This window comes from Glycomyces sambucus (genome assembly GCF_900102815.1).
Classification (GTDB): Bacteria; Actinomycetota; Actinomycetes; order Mycobacteriales; family Micromonosporaceae; genus Glycomyces; species Glycomyces sambucus.
The window spans coordinates 188,839-204,360 of the sequence record NZ_FNGF01000009.1 but is presented as its reverse complement, the minus strand read 5'-3'; the positions used below and the strand labels follow the sequence as shown (position 1 = coordinate 204,360).

Here is a 15,522-nt window from a genome sequence, read left to right as displayed (position 1 = left end):
CGAACGGGCCCCGCCTTCCGGCGGGGCCCGTTCGCTATGCCTTGCTCAGTGCTTGCCCGACTCGATCTCGTCGCGCGCGGCGCCGTTGTCGGACGGCTCCTCGATCGACTTGAAGAAGCCGCGGTCCGTCGGCGGCAGCGCCCCGACGCGGTTCATCTTCTTCGGGACCACCCAGCCGTTGTACTCCAGCTCGGTGTGCCCGTGCTCGTCCGGCTCGGCCAGCGGCTGGTGCACCTCGTAGAAGCGCCCGTTCGGGTCGCGCATGAGGATGCCCGTCTCCAGGCCGTGCGCCAGGACCTCGCGGTCGTGCTGCTGGAGGCCCAGGCAGATGCGGTACGTCATGTAGTACGCGATGATCGGCAGGACCACGATGCCGATGCGCCCGGCCCAGGTCATCGCGTTCAGGCTGATGTGGAACCGCTCGGCGAACACGTCGTTGCCGCCGGAGACGGCGCCGATCACCCAGAAGACCACGATCATGACACCGAGGCTGGTGCGGCCCGGGTTGTCGCGGGGGCGCTGGAGCAGGTTGTGGTGCCCGCGGTCCTTGGTGAACCGCCGCTCCAGCGCCGGGTACACCAGCGGGAGCAGCACCGACAGGCCCATGCCCGCGATCGCCGGCCAGAACACCGCCGGCAGCGTGAAGTACGGCGGCACCCGGAACTCCCACGCCGGGAACAGGCGGATGAGGCCGTCCAGGTACATGACGTAGAAGTCGGGCTGCGAGGCCGAGGACACGACCGAGACCTCGTACGGGCCGAACAGCCAGATCGGGTTGATCTGGAACAGGCCCGCCATCGCGGCGACCACGCCCCAGATGAACAGCATGAAGCCGACCTGCTTCATGACGTAGTTCGGGAACATGCGGAAGCCGACCACGTTGTGCTCGGTGCGCCCCGGGCCGGGCCACTGCGTGTGCTTCTGGATGAACACCAGGGCCACGTGGACCGTGATGAGCGCCAGCAGGATCAGCGGGAAGATGAAGACGTGGATGATGTAGATCATCGAGATCACGTCGGTGCCCGGGAACTGGCCGCGGAACAGCGCCGCCGAGGCCCACGGGCCGATGAACGGCACGGAGGCGGTCATGCCCTCCATGATGCGCAGGCCCGTTCCGGAGAGGCCGTCGTCGGGGAGCGAGTAGCCGAAGAAGCCCTCGAAGAAGCCGACCCAGAACAGCAGGATGCCGATCATCCAGTTCGTCTCGCGCGGCGCGCGGAACGCGCCGGTGAAGAAGATCCGGAGCATGTGGACCAGGATCGACGCCATGAACAGCAGCGTCGCCCAGTGGTGCATCTGCCGCATGAACAGGCCGCCGCGGACCTCGAAGGACAGGTCCAGCGAGGACTCGTACGCCTTCGACATCTCGACGCCCTGGAGCGGCACATACGCCCCGTGGTAGGTCACCTCGACCATGGACGGCTCGAAGAACAGCGCCAGGAAGGTGCCCGAGAGCAGCAGCAGGATGAACGAGAACAGCGCGATCTCGCCCAGGAGGAAGGACCAGTGGTCCGGGAAGACCTTGTTGAACAGGACCCGGGCCGGGCCGGCGAGCTTGAAGCGGTCGTCGAGCTCGCCGCCCGCCTTCGTCAGCAGGCTGTCGTTGGAGCCGTTGCGGCGTTTCACTTCTCATCCTCCTCGGGGAGGGACGGGCGGTTCCAGAACGCCGGGCCCGGGGGCACCAGGAAGTCCGAGGTGGCGACGAAGAAGCCCTCGTCGTCGACCGTGATCGGCAGCATCGGCAGGTGCCGGGTGGCCGGGCCGAACACGGGGGCGGCGTTGTCGACCACGTTGAACTGCGACTGGTGGCACGGGCACAGCAGGCGCTGGCTCTGCTGCTCGTACAGCGAGGCCGGGCAGCCCACGTGGGTGCAGATCTTGGAGTAGGCGACGAAGTTGCCCCAGAGGGCCTCGACGTCCTGGTACATCGGGTACAGGTTGCCGCGCAGCGTGGCCGCGTCGGCCTCCCGCAGGTGGATGAGCAGGGTCGGCGCCGTCGGGAACTGGTTGGTCGCGCCGTGGTCGATCGCCGGGTAGACGGTGATCTGGCCGCCGGCCGAGACCATGTCGGGCCGCACGAGCGCCCCGTCCTTCATCATGAGGCGGATCGGGTCGCCGTCGTTGTACCGCTCGGCGTTCCAGCCGGTGACGGTGTACATGTCGCCCGGGTCCTTGAGCAGCGCGCCCAGGGGGGCGACCGCGGCGAGGCCGAGCGGCGCGGCGGCCAGCAGGGCGGTCTTCACCAGGAACGGACGGCGGCGCAGGCCCATGTCGTCGACGATGGTGTCCACGGTGGACTCGGCGATGCGCCGGTCCTCCTTGGAGGAGCCGCCGTCGTGGCGGTCCTGCACCAGCTCCTCGATCGGGAGCAGCTTCTTGGCCCAGGTGAGGACGCCGACCGCGAAGAACAGCAGCGAGAACCCGAGCGTGAAGCCGATGACCGGGGTGTACCAGGTCTGCGGGTCGCGCCAGGTCGCGGCGCCCTCGTACTCCCAGGGCCACCAGATGAAGGCGACCACGAAGAGCGTGGCGAACAGGCCCGAGAGCAGGAACAGGCCCCCGACGATGCGCTCCATGCGCTTCTCGAGGCGCGTGCCCGGCTTCGGGTACCGCGGCTCGTAGTGAATGATCTCGATGTCGTCGCGGCGCAGGCCCTCTTTGTAGACCTCGAAGCGGGTCAGCTTCGGGTCGGAGAGGTCGACGGGCTCGACCTCGTCACGGGCGCTGTCGTTGTGGGCACTCACGATTTACCTGCAATCCAGAGCGTGGTCAGCAGGAGCGCAGTCATGCCGACCAGGAAGATGGCCAGACCTTCGGTGGAGGGGCCGTACCGTCCCAGGGTGAAGACGCCGCCCGGGTCCCGGTCGTCGTTGACGACGTACTGGACGTAGGCGATGATGTCGGCCTTCTGCTCGGGGGTGAGCTCGTTGTCGGCGAAGACCGGCATGTTCTGCGGGCCCGTGAGCATCGCCTGGTAGATCTCCTCGTCGGAGACCCCGGTGAGCGCGGGCGCGTGCGCGCCGGACGAGAGCGCGCCGCCGCCGCCGGCGTAGCCGTGGCAGGAGGAGCAGTTCACCCGGTAGAGCTCGCCGCCCTCGCCGACGTCGGCGTTCTCGACCAGCGCCGCGAGGTCGTCGGGCACGGAGGCCCCGCCGCCGAGGTACTCGATGTAGGCGCCGAGCCACTCGGCTTCCTCTTCGGTGAACACGGGGTAGTCGGAGTCCGGGGCCTGGGCGCCCTGGGCGGCCATCGGCATGCGGCCGGTGTTCACCTGGAACTCGACGGCCGCCGATCCGACGCCGATGAGGCTGGGGCCGCGGCCCTCGATGCCCTCGCCGTCGTCGCCGTGGCACGTGATGCAGCTCGTGTCGTAGAGCTCCTGGCCCTTGACGACCTCGGAGTCGATCGCGTTGTCCTCGGCCTCCTGGGCGTACAGGCTCGGCGAGAACACCGAGTAGAGCCCACCGACGATCACCAGTGCGCCGGTGAACCTGGCCAGCGCGCCGAGGCGCTTGCGCCAGCCTCGCCGGCGTTTCGCTGATGCAGCCACGGTTGTTGCCTCACCTTTATCTAGCTCTCGGACCGGGCGGGGGCTCCCTGTCGGGGGCCTTCACTCGGCCGGCGGCCGCCTCCGGGTGGCGGCCGTCGCGTTTCTCGGATGTGCCTCGGCGCGGGGCCGAGACCTGTTGCCTCGGGCCGCGGGCGCGTCCGGGTGGGAGGCGCGGGCGGCCGGTCAGTCTCAGTACTGGGCCATCGGAAGGAAGTAGATCACGGCGAAAAGCGCGATCCAGACCACGTCGACGAAGTGCCAGTAGTAGGACACCACGATGGACGCGGTGGCCTGGGCGGGGCTGAAGCGGCCCATCGTCGTGCGGATGAGGTAGACGATGAACGCGATCAGGCCGCCGGTGACGTGCAGGCCGTGGAACCCGGTGGTCAGGTAGAACATGGTCCAGTAGCCGTCGGAGGAGATCGAGTGCCCCTCGCCGACCAGGTTCCGGTACTCGTTGACCTGGCCGAGCACGAAGACCAGGCCCATGATGAACGTGATCGCGAACCACAGCCGCAGCTTGTACACGTCGCCGCGCTCGGCGGCGAAGACGCCGAGCTGGCAGGTGACGGACGAGGCCACGAGGATCACCGTGAAGACCAGCGCGTACGGGATCTCGAGGTGGTGGTAGCCCTCCTCGAACATCGCCGGCGCGGCGGCCTGGATCGAGAAGTACATCGCGAACAGGCCCGCAAAGAACATGAGTTCGCTGCTCAACCACACGATGGTGCCGACACTGACGACATTGGGCCGGGTCAGTGAGTGGATTCGGCTGGGGTCGATAGTTGCTTCGGCGGCAGTCACGGGCACATTATTACGGTCCGGCGCGCTCAAGCTGCGCATGGGGTGTGCGTTTCGCGCGTGTCGCGCGGAGTAGGCTTCCGGTCTCGCCGCCGCATGTGCCCAGGTCATTCGCGGTTCGCCTACTGTAGGCACTCCCGCAGACGGAAGTGGCCGCGCCGGGCTTCCCATTTCGGTGTGGCCCGTTTAATATGCGAAGCGTGAGCACCTCAACGGCTGAGTACGCAGTCCTCCTTTACAGTCATCGACCCGCGGTCATCGAGCAGATGCGCTCGGCCATCGGCGAAGCGCCGGCCGAGGGCGTCCGGATCGAGTACGCCGTCGCCGGCGAGTACGACGAGGCGGTGGCCCTCATCGACAAGTACGAGATCGACCTCGTCCTTCTCGACGGCGAGGCGCAGCCCGCCGGCGGCCTCGGGATCGCCCGGCAGCTGCGCGACGAGTTCGACGCGCCGCCGACGCTGGCGGTCGTGGTCGCGCGCGACGCGGACCGGTGGCTGGCGGCGTGGTCGCGGGCCGACGCGGTCCTCAAGCACCCGCTCAACCCCGTGACGACCGGGCAGACGGTAGTAGACTTGCTGGTCAGCCGGGCATCGGGCTCGGCGCCGGCGCAGCGCGCCGCCTTATATTCCTCTCCCGGGAGCCCGCATGCCTAGTCCGACCTGGCCCGATGTCCTCGCCCGCCTCTCCGGCGGCGACCACCTCGACGAGGCCAGCGCCGACTGGGCGATGGCTGAGATCATGGCCGGCAACGCCGACCCGGCGCAGCTGGCGGCGTTCGCGGTGCTGCTGCGCTCAAAGGGTGAGACGCCCGAGGAGATCGGTGCGATCGCGGGCCGGATGCTCGCGGAGACGACCCGCCTGGACCTGTCGGACCTCGGCGTGGCGGTCGACATCGTCGGCACCGGGGGCGACGGCTCGAACTCGGTGAACATCTCGACGATGGCGGCGGTCGTGGTCGCGGCCGCGGGCGTGCCGGTCATCAAGCACGGCAACCGGTCCGCGTCCTCGAACGTGGGCTCGGCGGACCTCTTGGAGGCACTGGGCGTCGACCTGGAGGCCACGGCCGAGCGGGTCGAGGCGTCGGTGCGCGAGGTGGGGATCGGGTTCGCCTTCGCGCGCACGTTCCACCCGGGGATGCGCCACGCCGGTCCGATCCGGGCCGCGCTGGGCATCCCGACGGTGTTCAACCTGCTGGGGCCGCTGACGAACCCGGGCCAGCCGCAGGCGGGCCTGATCGGCTGCGCGGACCCGGTGAAGGCGCCGCTCATGGCGCAGGTGTTCGCGGCGCGCGGCGCGTCGGTGTTCGTGGTCCGCGGCGACGACGGCCTGGACGAGATCTCGACGTCGGCGACGACGTCGGAGTGGATCGCCTCGGGCGGCCGGGTCTCGCAGGGCTCGATCGACGTCAAGGAAGTGGGGCTGGAGAACGCCGGCCCCGAGGCGCTGCGCGGCGGCGACCTCGAATTCAACACCGCCGTGGCGCGGCGGTTCTTCGCCGGCGAGGCGGGTCCGGTGCGCGACGCGGTGCTCATCAACGCGGCGGCGGCGCTGGCCTCGCGGCAGGGCCTCGTCGACGGGGTGGACCTGCACGACGTGAAGATCCGGCGGGGCCTGCTGGCCGCGAACCTGGAGCTGGCGTCGAAGGCCGTGGACGGCGGCGCGGCGGCGGGGATCGTCGAGCGCTGGGCGGCGTTCAGCAAGGTGTAGACGAATGCGAAGGGGCGGAACGCGGTCGCGTTCCGCCCCTTCGTCTCGCGTGCCTACTGGTACTTCTTGAGCTCGTCCTCGGAGGCGAGGGTCGCGGGGCGGGAGCCGGGGAGCTCGGTGCGGATGAGGACGCAGCCGCACTCCTCGCAGCGCAGGACCTCGTCGATGGGAGCGGCCTTGATGGGGATCATGTCGGCCGGGGACTTCTCGATGCGGCAGGACCCGCAGCGGCGGCCGACGAGTTCAGCGGCGGCGATGGGCTGCTTGGCGTGGATGCGCTCGTAGAGCTCCACGAGGCGGTCGGGGATGTTGACGGTGAGGGCCTGGCGGCTGGAGGTCGCGTCGGCGGTCTCGGACTCGATCTCGCCGAGGAGGCGGCCGCGGTCGGCCTGGGCGTCGGCGAGGACGGTCTCGGCCTCGCCGAGCTGGCGGCGGGCCTCGGCGAGTTCGGCGTCGACGGCCTCGCGGCGCTCCATGAGCTCGATCTCGTCGTCCTCGAGGCTGGCCTGGCGGCGGGCGAGGGACTCGAGTTCGCTCTGGAGCCCTTCGAGCTCCTTGGCGCTGGCGCCGGCGGCCATGCGGTCGCGGTCGGAGGCGGCGCGGTTCTTGACGAGGTCGACCTCGCGCTCGACGCGGTCGATGTCGCGGTCGAGGTCGGCGATGTCGCCGGTCAGGTTGGCGGCCTTGTCCCCCAGGGCCCGGAAGCGCTGCGTCGCGGTCGCGAACGCCGGATCGGCGTCGAGCTTCCTGCGGCGCTGCGCCAGCTGGGTGAGGGTGGTGTCGACCGCCTGGAGTTCGAGCAGTCTCCGCTGATCGAAGAGGTCGGCTTTCAACTCAGTTCACCCCGGGTTTCTGGTGGATGGTCCACGGATCGGTGTCGAGGTCGGAGACGCGGACGTCGTCGACCAGTCGGGACAGGTGCTCGGCAACAGTATCGAGCCAGGGCCGCTCGGTCGCCCAGTGGGCGGCGTCGATGAGGGCCGGGCCGCTCCGGGCGAGGTGCTCGCTGACCGGATGGTGGCGGAGGTCGGCGGTGAGGTAGGCGTTCGCGCCGGCCGCGGCGGCGTCGGCGAGGAGGGAGTCCCCGGCGCCGCCGCAGACGGCGACGGTGCTGACGGGGCGGTCGGGGTCGCCCGCGGCGCGCACGCCCCACACGGTGCGCGGGAGGGCGTCGGCGGCGCGGGCGGCGAGCTCGGCGAGGGTGAGGGTGCGCGGGAGGCGGCCGATGCGGCCGGAGCCGCGGCCGGTGCCGTGGTGCTCGGGTCCGTCGAGGGGGCGCAGGGGCCGCAGGTCGAGCAGGCCCAGCCGGTCGGCGAGGGCGTCGGAGACGCCGGGGTTGGCGACGTCGGCGTTGGTGTGGGCCACGTAGAGGCCCATGCCGGACTCGATGAGGGAGTGGACGAGGTCGCCCTTGTAGTCGGCCGCGGGGTCGAGGCTGGAGACGCCGCGGAGCAGGAGCGGGTGGTGGGCGACGATGAGGTCGCAGTCGGCCTCGATCGCCTCGATGACGGTCTCGGGGACGACGTCGACCACGCAGAGGACCCGGCGGACCGAGTTCCCCCCGCGGCCCAGGACGAGGCCGACCCGGTCCCAGTCCTCGGCCCAGTGGCGCGGGTACAGGTCGTCGAGTGCCGCGGTGATCTCGCTGATCGTGCGCATACGCGTGAGTCTATTGACGGATCGGGCCGCGCGGTGAGGGGTGTGCCCGGAGCCTGAGCAGCGGCGGCTCCGGGCGCACTCGCGCACCGTGCGCGACGGGAGGGGCCGGCCAGAGCGGCCGACGGCCCCTCAGCTGAGGGCGCCCACCTCCTCGGCGAGGCGGCGCACGTCCGGGGCGGGTTCGCCCTTGGAGCGGTGCAGGATCTGGTCGATGAGGTCCACGGCGAGCGGGCGGCACCGGATCTCGGCCGGGGCGTTGCGGTCGGCGGTCACCAGGTGGCGTCCGGCCCGCTCGATGTCGCCGACCTGCACGCAGGCGCGGGACATGTCGAGGTAGTGGTGCGCGCGCCGCTCGGCGACGAGGTCGGCCAGCGCGGCGGGCGGGATGGACTCGTGGACGGCGAGCGCGTCGGCGCCCTCGCCGAGCTCGACGAAGGCCGCGGCGCGGTGCAGCAGCACGTTCGTGGGCCCGAACGACGTGTAGTAGTAGTTGGCGTCGCGGCCGAGGATGCCGGCGGCGCGGGAGGCGCTGTCGAGCAGGTCGTCGCTGGTGGTCGCGTCCCCGGCGAGGGCGGCGGCCATGGCGCCCTGGAGCAGGAGCGCGCCGTAGACGCTGATGGCGGCCGGGCTGGAGGACTCGCCGCCGGCCTCGGAGATGAGGCCGTGCGCGACCTGGACGTTGAGGTCGAGCGCGGCCTGGTAGCGGCCGAGGGAGCGGAGGGCGTTGGCGACCCGGGTGGTGGCGATGCCGGCCAGGAGCGGGTCGTTGCCGCGGTTGGCGGCGGAGATGGCGCGGTCGGCGGCGAGCCAGGCGAGCTGGGCCTCCCCGAGCTTGCGCAGGACCGTGGACGCGATCTGGTAGACCTGCGTCATGAGTTCGGCGGCGTCGGCGCTGGTGCCGCCGACGGGCCGGTCCTCGGCGACGGGCGTGTCGCGCAGGAGCTGGATGAGCGACCTGGCGACGACCGGGTAGTGGCCCTTCTCGAAGGCGAGCCAGCAGTAGTTCACGGCCCCTTTGAGTTCGGGGATGGGCGTCGGGTCGATCGGGGCGGCTTCGAGGAAGCGGCCCAGTCGCTCGTAGCGTTCGAGCGACTGGCGGATGGACTCGACCTCCACCTGGTCGAGGCATCCGCCGAGGCCCGGGCGGCGCCCGGGTTCGCGGCCGAGGAGCTGGGCGGAGTCGACGCTCAGCGCTTCGGCGAGTTCGGTGATGACGGAGTACTTATCGAGGCGGCGGACGCCGCGCTCGATCTTGTCGACCCAGCTCTTGGACTTGCCGATGCGGTCGGCGAAGACCTGCTGGGACATGCCGCGGCGCTGTCGCCAATAGGCGACGCGCCGCCCCATAGGTTGCGTTTCGGACTCCATGTCAGACCCCACCGTCTATATAGGAGTTACACGTTGCTTCGGGACTTCGATGTCTCGCAGTTGCGTGCGGTATGCGGTTGTGGTTTCGCGGCCTGCCCCCCGGATCGGAGGGACGGGCCGGGGCGCGGTGCGGCCGTCGTCAGCAGTGCTCGGTTGTCTTGACCCGCACGAGGTTCGGTTCCGCCGTCGCGGCACCGGAACGTGTCGCACGCGGCGCCCCGACACTATGTGTCTACCGTCTTTCGGGTCCGGGCACAACGGCCGCGAACTGCCAATGTGACGCTCTGGTGGAGCGTGCTTACAGTCTTGCTCGGGCGGTCCGGTCCACTGTCTTCTATCTGGGGTTATGCGTGGTTTCGGTCGCCCGAACTCGTGAAACCTGCACATGCAACGTGTCGATTCAAGGGTCTCGATCGTTGTGTCGGATATGAGACACAACCGAGTCGTCGCGCGCCGTGAGCACCGGCGCGCCTTCCGCAGGGCGTTCCTGACCGCCGCGATCGCGACCGCGCTGGCCGCCGCGCTGGGGTACGCGGTCGCCTACTCGCCCCTGGCCGGATGGGCGGCGCTCGGCGTCGCCGCGGCGGGGACCGTGAGCCTGTGGCTGGAGTCGCGGGCGGGCCGCGCGGCCACGCCGCCGCCCGTGCCGCGCCTGTACTTCTTCACATCGTCGAGCGACGACTGAAAGGGCCTGCCGAGCGACGACTGAGAGGGCCTGCCCAGCGACGACTGATCTGGGTCGCCCGCGCGGTGACACCGCGGGGGTGACGATCGGTGGCGAAAGGCGTAGGGGGCCGTTAGTTGAGGCGGACCACCAGGCACTTGCCGCCCTGGTACACGCCGCCGTCGACGTTGAGCACGAGGCCGTCGCAGTAGCGGCGGGCCTGGGTGACCTGGGACGGTTCGAGGTCGGTGGTGTCGGGGATCGTGGAGTGGCCGTGGACGAGCTCGTCGCCGCCGAAGGAGCGCAGCATCCCGCGCACGCGCGCGGGGCCCTCCTCCCCCAGGAACTCGTGGCGGCGCGTCAGCTCCCGGAACAGCTGCCACCACTCCTCGGGCTCGTCGGAGGCGAGGATGCGGCGCACGGCCGAGTTCACCGCCTCCTCGCTGCGCCCGTACGCGAGGTAGGACTCGGAGTCGGAGTGGACGAGCAGCGAGCGGTCGACCACGTGCATGACGCGGCGCGACTCCAGCCACTTCACCTCGTCCTCGGTGAGGTCGCCGAGCTCGTCCTCGAAGCCGCCGTTGAGGACCCACCAGTGCAGGAACTGCCGGTCCATCCCGTCGACGTCGGTGAACGCGACGTCGCCGAAGCGCCGGGAGCCGAGCACCAGCACCTCGTGGTTGCCGATGAGGGTGTCGACGTGGCCGCCCTCGGCCGCGGCCTGGCCGGCCAGGCGCCGCAGCAGCCGGACCACCGCCACGCCCTCCTCGCCGCGGTCGAACAGGTCGCCGAGGATCCACAGGCGGGCGTCGCCGCCGGTCCACTTCGCGTCCCCGTCGACGAGCCCGCGTCCGCGCAGCGCCTCGGCGAGCGCGTCGTAGTGGCCGTGGACGTCGCTGGCCACGTACAGGGGGCTCGAATCAGGCATGGGCTCGATATTAATCCGGGCGGCGCCGGTTCGGTGAGGTTGTCGGCTGCTGCTTCGTGCACCCGGCCAATGCACTTGCCGCGCGGCAGGTGACCGCAATAGGATTCGGCCCACCGCCATGTCCGACGAGCGAGGAGCCTCCGTGACCGACAACCCGTTCCTGTCCCCCTCAGACCTGCCGTACCAGCTTCCGCCGTTCGCGGCGATCCGCGCGGAGCACTACCTGCCCGCGTTCGAGGCCGGCATGGCCGAGCAGCTGGAGCGGGTCGCCGCGATCGCCGCCGACCCCGCCGAGCCGACCTTCGACAACACGGTCGTGGCCCTGGAGCGGTCCGGGCTGGGCGTGCTCAAGCGCGTCAGCATCGTCTTCTTCAACAAGAACTCCTCCGACACCGACGACGAGATCAACGCGATCGAGACGGAGATCAGCCCCAAGCTCGCGGCCCACGCCGACAAGATCCTGCTGAACGCCGAGCTGTACGCGCGCATCGACGCCCTGTGGCAGCGCCGGGACGAGCTGGGCCTGGACGAGCAGGACCAGCGGCTGCTGGAGCGGTACCGCACCGAGTTCGTGCGCGGCGGCGCGGCCCTGGACCGGGAGGGCAAGGACCGCCTCGCGGCGATCAACACCGAGCTGGCGGAGCTCGCCTCCACGTTCAACCAGGTCATCCTCGCCGACATCAACGACGCGGCCGTCCACGTCACCGACGCCGCCGAGCTCGACGGCCTCGGGGAGGACCAGATCGGCGCCGCCGCCTCCGCCGCGAAGGACCGCGGCCTCGACGGCTTCCTCATCACCCAGTCGAACTTCTCGCGCCACCCCCTCCTGGAGGACCTGACCGACCGGGACCTGCGCGAGCGCCTCTACAAGGCCACCATCGGCCGCGGCCGGGGCAACGCCGCGACCCTCCTGCGGATGATCCGCCTGCGCGCCGAGAAGGCGCGGCTGCTCGGCTTCGAGCACTTCGCCGCGTACATCGCCGCCGACGGCACCGCCGGGAACGCCGAGATCATCGCCGAGCGGCTGTCGGGGCTCGCCGAGGCGTCGGTGCGCAACGCCCGCCGCGAGGCCGCCGAGCTCCAGGAGGTCATCGACGCGCAGGGCGGCGACTTCGCCCTCGCCGCCTGGGACTGGTCGTTCTACGCCAAGCAGGTGCGGCAGGCGAAGTACGGCTTCGACGCCGAGGCGTTCAAGCCCTACCTCGAACTCGACCGCGTCCTGGTCGACGGGGTCTTCCACGCCGCCGAGCTGGAGTTCGGGCTCACCTTCGCGCTGCGCGAGGACCTCCAGGGGTACCACCCCGAGGCCCGCGTGTGGGAGGTGCTGGACGGCGGCGAGCCGCTGGGCCTGTTCGTGGGCGACTTCTTCACCCGCGACTCCAAGAAGGGCGGCGCGTGGATGAACCCGCTCGTCGTCCAGTCCGACCTCACCGGCGACAAGCCCGTGGTCGTGAACAACCTGAACATCGTCAAGCCCTCCGAGGGCCAGCCGGCGCTCATCTCCGTGGACAACGTGACCACGCTGTTCCACGAGTTCGGCCACGCCCTCCACGGGCTGCTGTCGGCCTGCCGCTACCCGAAGACCTCCATGACCTCGACCCCGCGCGACTTCGTCGAGTACCCCTCGCAGGTCAACGAGATGTGGGAGGACTGGCCCGAGGTCGTGGCGAACTACGCGCGCCACCACGCGACCGGCGAGGCCGCCCCGGCCGAGCTCATCGCGCAGTGGAAGGCCGCCAGCGGGTTCGGGGAGGGCTTCGCCTCCACCGAGTACCTGGCCGCCGCGATCCTCGACCAGGCGTGGCACCGCCTCGCCCCCGAGGAGGTGCCCGAGGGCGGCGACGACCCGTACGCGGTCGTGGAGGCGTTCGAGCGCCGGGCCCTGGAGTCGGCCGGAATCCACCTCCCCGAGATCGCCCCGCGCTACCGCTCGACGTACTTCGCGCACATCTCGATCGGCTACGCCGCCGGGTACTACTCGTACATCTGGTCGGAGATCCTCGACGCCGACACCGTCGAGTGGTTCAAGGAGCACGGCGGCCTCACCCGCGCCAACGGCGACCACTTCCGCGCCACGCTGCTGAGCAGGGGCGGGTCCATCGACCCGATGGAGTCCTTCCGCCGCTTCCGCGGCCGCGACGCCGAGATCGAACCGCTCCTGGAGCGGCGCGGCCTCAAGTAGGCGGCCTTATACCCGCACGACATCCCCGGATGTCGTGCGGGTTTCTCGCTCCCCTAGAGCGCCAGGCCCTTCTCCCACGGCGAGGCCACGGGGAAGTACGCCTCCAGGAAGCGCTGCATGAGCGCCGAGCGCTCCTCGACCAGCTCGGGCGGGAGCCCGGCGTCGTTGATGCAGAACGTCTCCCGGTCGCGCCGCTCCAGCAGCAGCTCCAGGCGCTCGGCCACGTCGGGCATCCCCAGCTCCACGTAGGCGTCCTGGGCCTGCCCGGAGACCGCGCGGCCCGAGAGGTACGCGTAGTAGTGCTGGAGCGTCACCGCGGAGACGTCGGTGACGTCGCGGAAGGCGCTCTGCGCGGTCCGCTCCATCTCCTCGTCGAACTCCTTCTCCATCTCGGCGAGGACGCTGCGCTGGAGCGGGTACGGCACGTGCTTCATCATGCGCGACACGGTGCGGCCGAAGGCGCGGTCGATGAGCGCCCGGTCGTTCTTGAAGGCCGCGTTGGGCGGCGAGTCGGCGCGGCTGACGGGGTCCATGTCGATGAACGTCTGGGCCGGGAAGAACCGGGCCAGGCCGTTGGGTTCGAAGAACATCTGCGGGCCGACCGGGCGGCCGACGAACATGTCGTCGTTGAAGTACAGGAAGTGCTCGCTCAGCCCCTCGATGCGGTGCAGCTGCGTCTCGATCGCGTGGGAGTTGAAGGTGGGCAGCGCGTCCGGGTCGTCGAACAGGTCGCGGTGGTCGACCACCGTCAGCCCCGGGCCCTCCTCCAGCCAGTGCGGGCGCTGGCGGTCGGTGATGAGGTAGACGTGGCGCACCCAGGGCGCGTTCAGGTGCAGCGACCGCAGCGAGAACCGCAGCTCCTCGCGGTCGACGTAGCGCGCGTCGTTGTCGGACTCGGCGTGGTACGGCGAATGGTCGGCGTCGGCGCGGCGGCGGCGCCAGGCGTGGTCGGCGCCGTCGACCCAGGTGTAGACGACGTCGACGGGGAAGCCGACGTGGTCGGGGCCGGGGCGCGCGAACTCGGTGCGGGTCGGCAGGTGCGGCAGGTCCGCGTGGGCACCGCCGGCGAGGGCCGTGAACAGGCGGCCGGGGGCGGAGACCCGGGCGCCGCTCTGGCGGACCACGGGGCTGATGCGGTTGTGCCTGGGCGCCAGCAGGTGTCCATCGCCCGTCTCGGTCCAGAACTCGACGTCGCAGCCGTAGTCGGGGCCGAAGAGGAGGTCGCGGCCGGGGTCGGTCCACAGCCAGGAGGCGCGCACGAGCGGCACGTCGCCCATGTCGGCGCGGCGGGCCCACTCGGGCTTGCTCAGGCCGAGTTCGGATTCGCGGAACGCGGGCTCGGGCACCGAGAGGCGCCCGCCGGTGGACTCGCAGAGCATCGCGAGCGCGGTGCACACCCGCTGCCGGTCGGCCGCGGCGGCGCCGAGGACGGGCCGGGTGAGGCTGAAGCCGGGGACGGCGAAGAAGTCGACGCCCGCGGCGGTGAGGATCGCGGTGACGATCTCCAGGTTGCGGCGCCACACCTCCAGCGGGGTCGGGGCGCCGAGGGCGTAGGCCGGGCGGATCTCGCCGCCGTGGAGGACGTGGCCGGAGTCGAGGTCGGTGAAGTAGCCGTACGGTTCGGTGACCTCGGTGCGGGTCCTGGTCAGCGGGTCGAACGGCCGGGGCTCCACCAGTTCCTCGACCGGTCGGACGAATGCTGTCGCTCGGGTCGCGATACGACGGTCATCGGCTGCGAACAATCGACACCTCCTGACACTTGCGGCTTTCGCCGATCCGGGGTCAACCGGGACTGCATGCCGGCGCGCGGGAGGCGGGTCCGCGTCGACCACGCCTGAACGTCACGTGGCCGGTCTCTGACACGTGCCTCAACAGTAGGCCACAGGGCAGTGACAAAATGGTGTCAGATTCGCGTCCCAAGCGTCAACCGGAACGGGCGCCGCCTCCTGGCGACGCCCGTTCGGGAAATGGGATGCCTACGCGCCCAAGGGAATCCGTGCCACGTGCTCCCAGGTGTAGGACGAGGCGTCCTCGCTCTGGATGACCCGGACGAGTTCGACGCCCGTGACTGTGATCTCCGTCCGACCCGGCCGGACGTCGCGGAGCCTGTTCTGGATGGCGCCGCGGCGGGGGTCGACGCCGACCGTGTCGGCGCGGTACGACAGCGAGACGTGGCCCGGTCCGCCGCAGGGGCGGCCGACGCCGCCCTCGACGACCGCGTTCACGGCGTCGACGCAGGTGGCGACCAGTGCGTCGAAGTGCGTGCCGGGGAACGTGTCGAGCAGGACGCCGCCGGTGGCGGCGAGCGCGGGCCCGACCGTGAGCTTGAAGGCGGGGACCCGGGAGGCGTGCTCCCGGAGGCGGTCGACGAGCTTGTCGCGGACGTCGTCGGCGATCCCGGCGGCGTCGCACTCGACCGAGGCGACGGTCGCGTGGAGCCATTCGTGCGGGACCGGCTTGTCGGCGGCGAGGTCGATGACGGGCCGGTACGACTCGGCCACCGCCTTGACCTCGTCGAGATCGGTCAGGTAGACGTGGAGCTTGGTCCATCCTTGCGGCCAGCGCTGCCCTGAGCTGGGAGGCTTCGGTCCGGATGTGGGAGCAGACGTGTTCACTGCTGCATCAATGCCTTAGGCGAGTCGGAAGGCCCCGCGCGGGGC

At 70.7% G+C, this 15,522-nt stretch carries 14 protein-coding genes; 4 read left to right on the top strand and 10 right to left on the bottom strand.

Going from position 1 to position 15,522, the window contains the following annotated elements:
* Nucleotides 1–45: 45 nt before the first annotated feature.
* The 4 genes from qcrB to ctaE all read right to left on the bottom strand — a co-directional run bounded on the left by qcrB (nucleotide 46) and on the right by ctaE (nucleotide 4,354).
* Nucleotides 46–1,626 carry a cytochrome bc1 complex cytochrome b subunit gene (gene qcrB / locus BLS99_RS24010; protein WP_091054263.1) on the bottom strand — a complete coding sequence of 527 codons (1,581 nt, stop codon included), beginning with the start codon at nucleotides 1,624–1,626 and terminating at the stop codon, nucleotides 46–48.
* Complete coding sequence (gene qcrA, locus BLS99_RS24005) at nucleotides 1,623–2,747, bottom strand: cytochrome bc1 complex Rieske iron-sulfur subunit (protein WP_425432634.1); 1,125 nt, start codon at nucleotides 2,745–2,747, stop codon at nucleotides 1,623–1,625. The genes qcrB and qcrA overlap by 4 nt, the downstream gene beginning before the upstream one ends.
* Nucleotides 2,741–3,550 carry a cytochrome bc1 complex diheme cytochrome c subunit gene (gene qcrC / locus BLS99_RS24000; protein WP_091054261.1) on the bottom strand — a complete coding sequence of 270 codons (810 nt, stop codon included), beginning with the start codon at nucleotides 3,548–3,550 and terminating at the stop codon, nucleotides 2,741–2,743. Before qcrC ends, qcrA begins: the two co-directional genes overlap by 7 nt.
* Nucleotides 3,551–3,739: 189 nt before the next feature.
* A complete protein-coding gene (gene ctaE, locus BLS99_RS23995; protein WP_091054260.1) occupies nucleotides 3,740–4,354 on the bottom strand; it encodes an aa3-type cytochrome oxidase subunit III in 615 nt (204 codons plus the stop codon).
* Between the two features lie 263 nt (nucleotides 4,355–4,617).
* Here ctaE and BLS99_RS23990 point away from each other — a divergent pair, with 263 nt between their 5' ends.
* Together BLS99_RS23990 and trpD are read left to right on the top strand one after the other, a co-directional pair.
* The gene (locus BLS99_RS23990; protein WP_342761295.1) at nucleotides 4,618–5,007 is read left to right on the top strand and encodes a hypothetical protein; all 390 of its coding nucleotides are present in this window, start codon (nucleotides 4,618–4,620) and stop codon (nucleotides 5,005–5,007) included.
* Nucleotides 5,000–6,061, top strand: coding sequence for an anthranilate phosphoribosyltransferase (gene trpD / locus BLS99_RS23985; RefSeq protein WP_091054258.1), 1,062 nt, complete (start codon nucleotides 5,000–5,002; stop codon nucleotides 6,059–6,061). The genes BLS99_RS23990 and trpD overlap by 8 nt, the downstream gene beginning before the upstream one ends.
* Nucleotides 6,062–6,114: 53 nt before the next feature.
* On the opposite strand, the gene BLS99_RS23980 is transcribed toward trpD, so the two are convergent.
* From BLS99_RS23980 to BLS99_RS23970, 3 genes are all read right to left on the bottom strand, one after another.
* Entirely contained in the window at nucleotides 6,115–6,894 is a 780-nt protein-coding gene (locus tag BLS99_RS23980) for a zinc ribbon domain-containing protein (RefSeq protein ID WP_091054257.1), read from the bottom strand.
* 1 nt (nucleotide 6,895) lies between these two features.
* Nucleotides 6,896–7,720, bottom strand: coding sequence for a Nif3-like dinuclear metal center hexameric protein (locus BLS99_RS23975; RefSeq protein ID WP_091054256.1), 825 nt, complete (start codon nucleotides 7,718–7,720; stop codon nucleotides 6,896–6,898).
* A gap of 129 nt (nucleotides 7,721–7,849) precedes the next feature.
* Nucleotides 7,850–9,088, bottom strand: a complete 1,239-nt coding sequence (locus tag BLS99_RS23970) for a helix-turn-helix domain-containing protein (protein WP_091054255.1) — start codon at nucleotides 9,086–9,088, stop codon at nucleotides 7,850–7,852.
* A gap of 427 nt (nucleotides 9,089–9,515) precedes the next feature.
* Between BLS99_RS23970 and BLS99_RS23965 the strand changes: the two genes are divergently transcribed.
* Nucleotides 9,516–9,773 (top strand): hypothetical protein, encoded by a 258-nt coding sequence (locus BLS99_RS23965; RefSeq protein ID WP_091054254.1) that lies wholly within the window; start codon nucleotides 9,516–9,518, stop codon nucleotides 9,771–9,773.
* Nucleotides 9,774–9,885: 112 nt separating this feature from the next.
* On the opposite strand, the gene BLS99_RS23960 is transcribed toward BLS99_RS23965, so the two are convergent.
* On the bottom strand, nucleotides 9,886–10,680 hold the full coding sequence (locus BLS99_RS23960) for a metallophosphoesterase (protein WP_176953514.1): 795 nt from the start codon (nucleotides 10,678–10,680) through the stop codon (nucleotides 9,886–9,888).
* A 118-nt stretch (nucleotides 10,681–10,798) separates the two neighbouring features.
* Here BLS99_RS23960 and BLS99_RS23955 point away from each other — a divergent pair, with 118 nt between their 5' ends.
* Nucleotides 10,799–12,862, top strand: coding sequence for a M3 family metallopeptidase (locus tag BLS99_RS23955; RefSeq protein ID WP_091054252.1), 2,064 nt, complete (start codon nucleotides 10,799–10,801; stop codon nucleotides 12,860–12,862).
* A gap of 53 nt (nucleotides 12,863–12,915) precedes the next feature.
* Here the strand turns inward: BLS99_RS23955 and BLS99_RS23950 are convergent, their stop codons facing one another.
* On the bottom strand, nucleotides 12,916–14,535 hold the full coding sequence (locus tag BLS99_RS23950) for a stealth family protein (RefSeq protein ID WP_091054251.1): 1,620 nt from the start codon (nucleotides 14,533–14,535) through the stop codon (nucleotides 12,916–12,918).
* Between the two features lie 303 nt (nucleotides 14,536–14,838).
* The gene (locus BLS99_RS23945) at nucleotides 14,839–15,477 is read right to left on the bottom strand and encodes a 2'-5' RNA ligase family protein (protein ID WP_143034937.1); all 639 of its coding nucleotides are present in this window, start codon (nucleotides 15,475–15,477) and stop codon (nucleotides 14,839–14,841) included.
* Nucleotides 15,478–15,522: the final 45 nt, after the last annotated feature.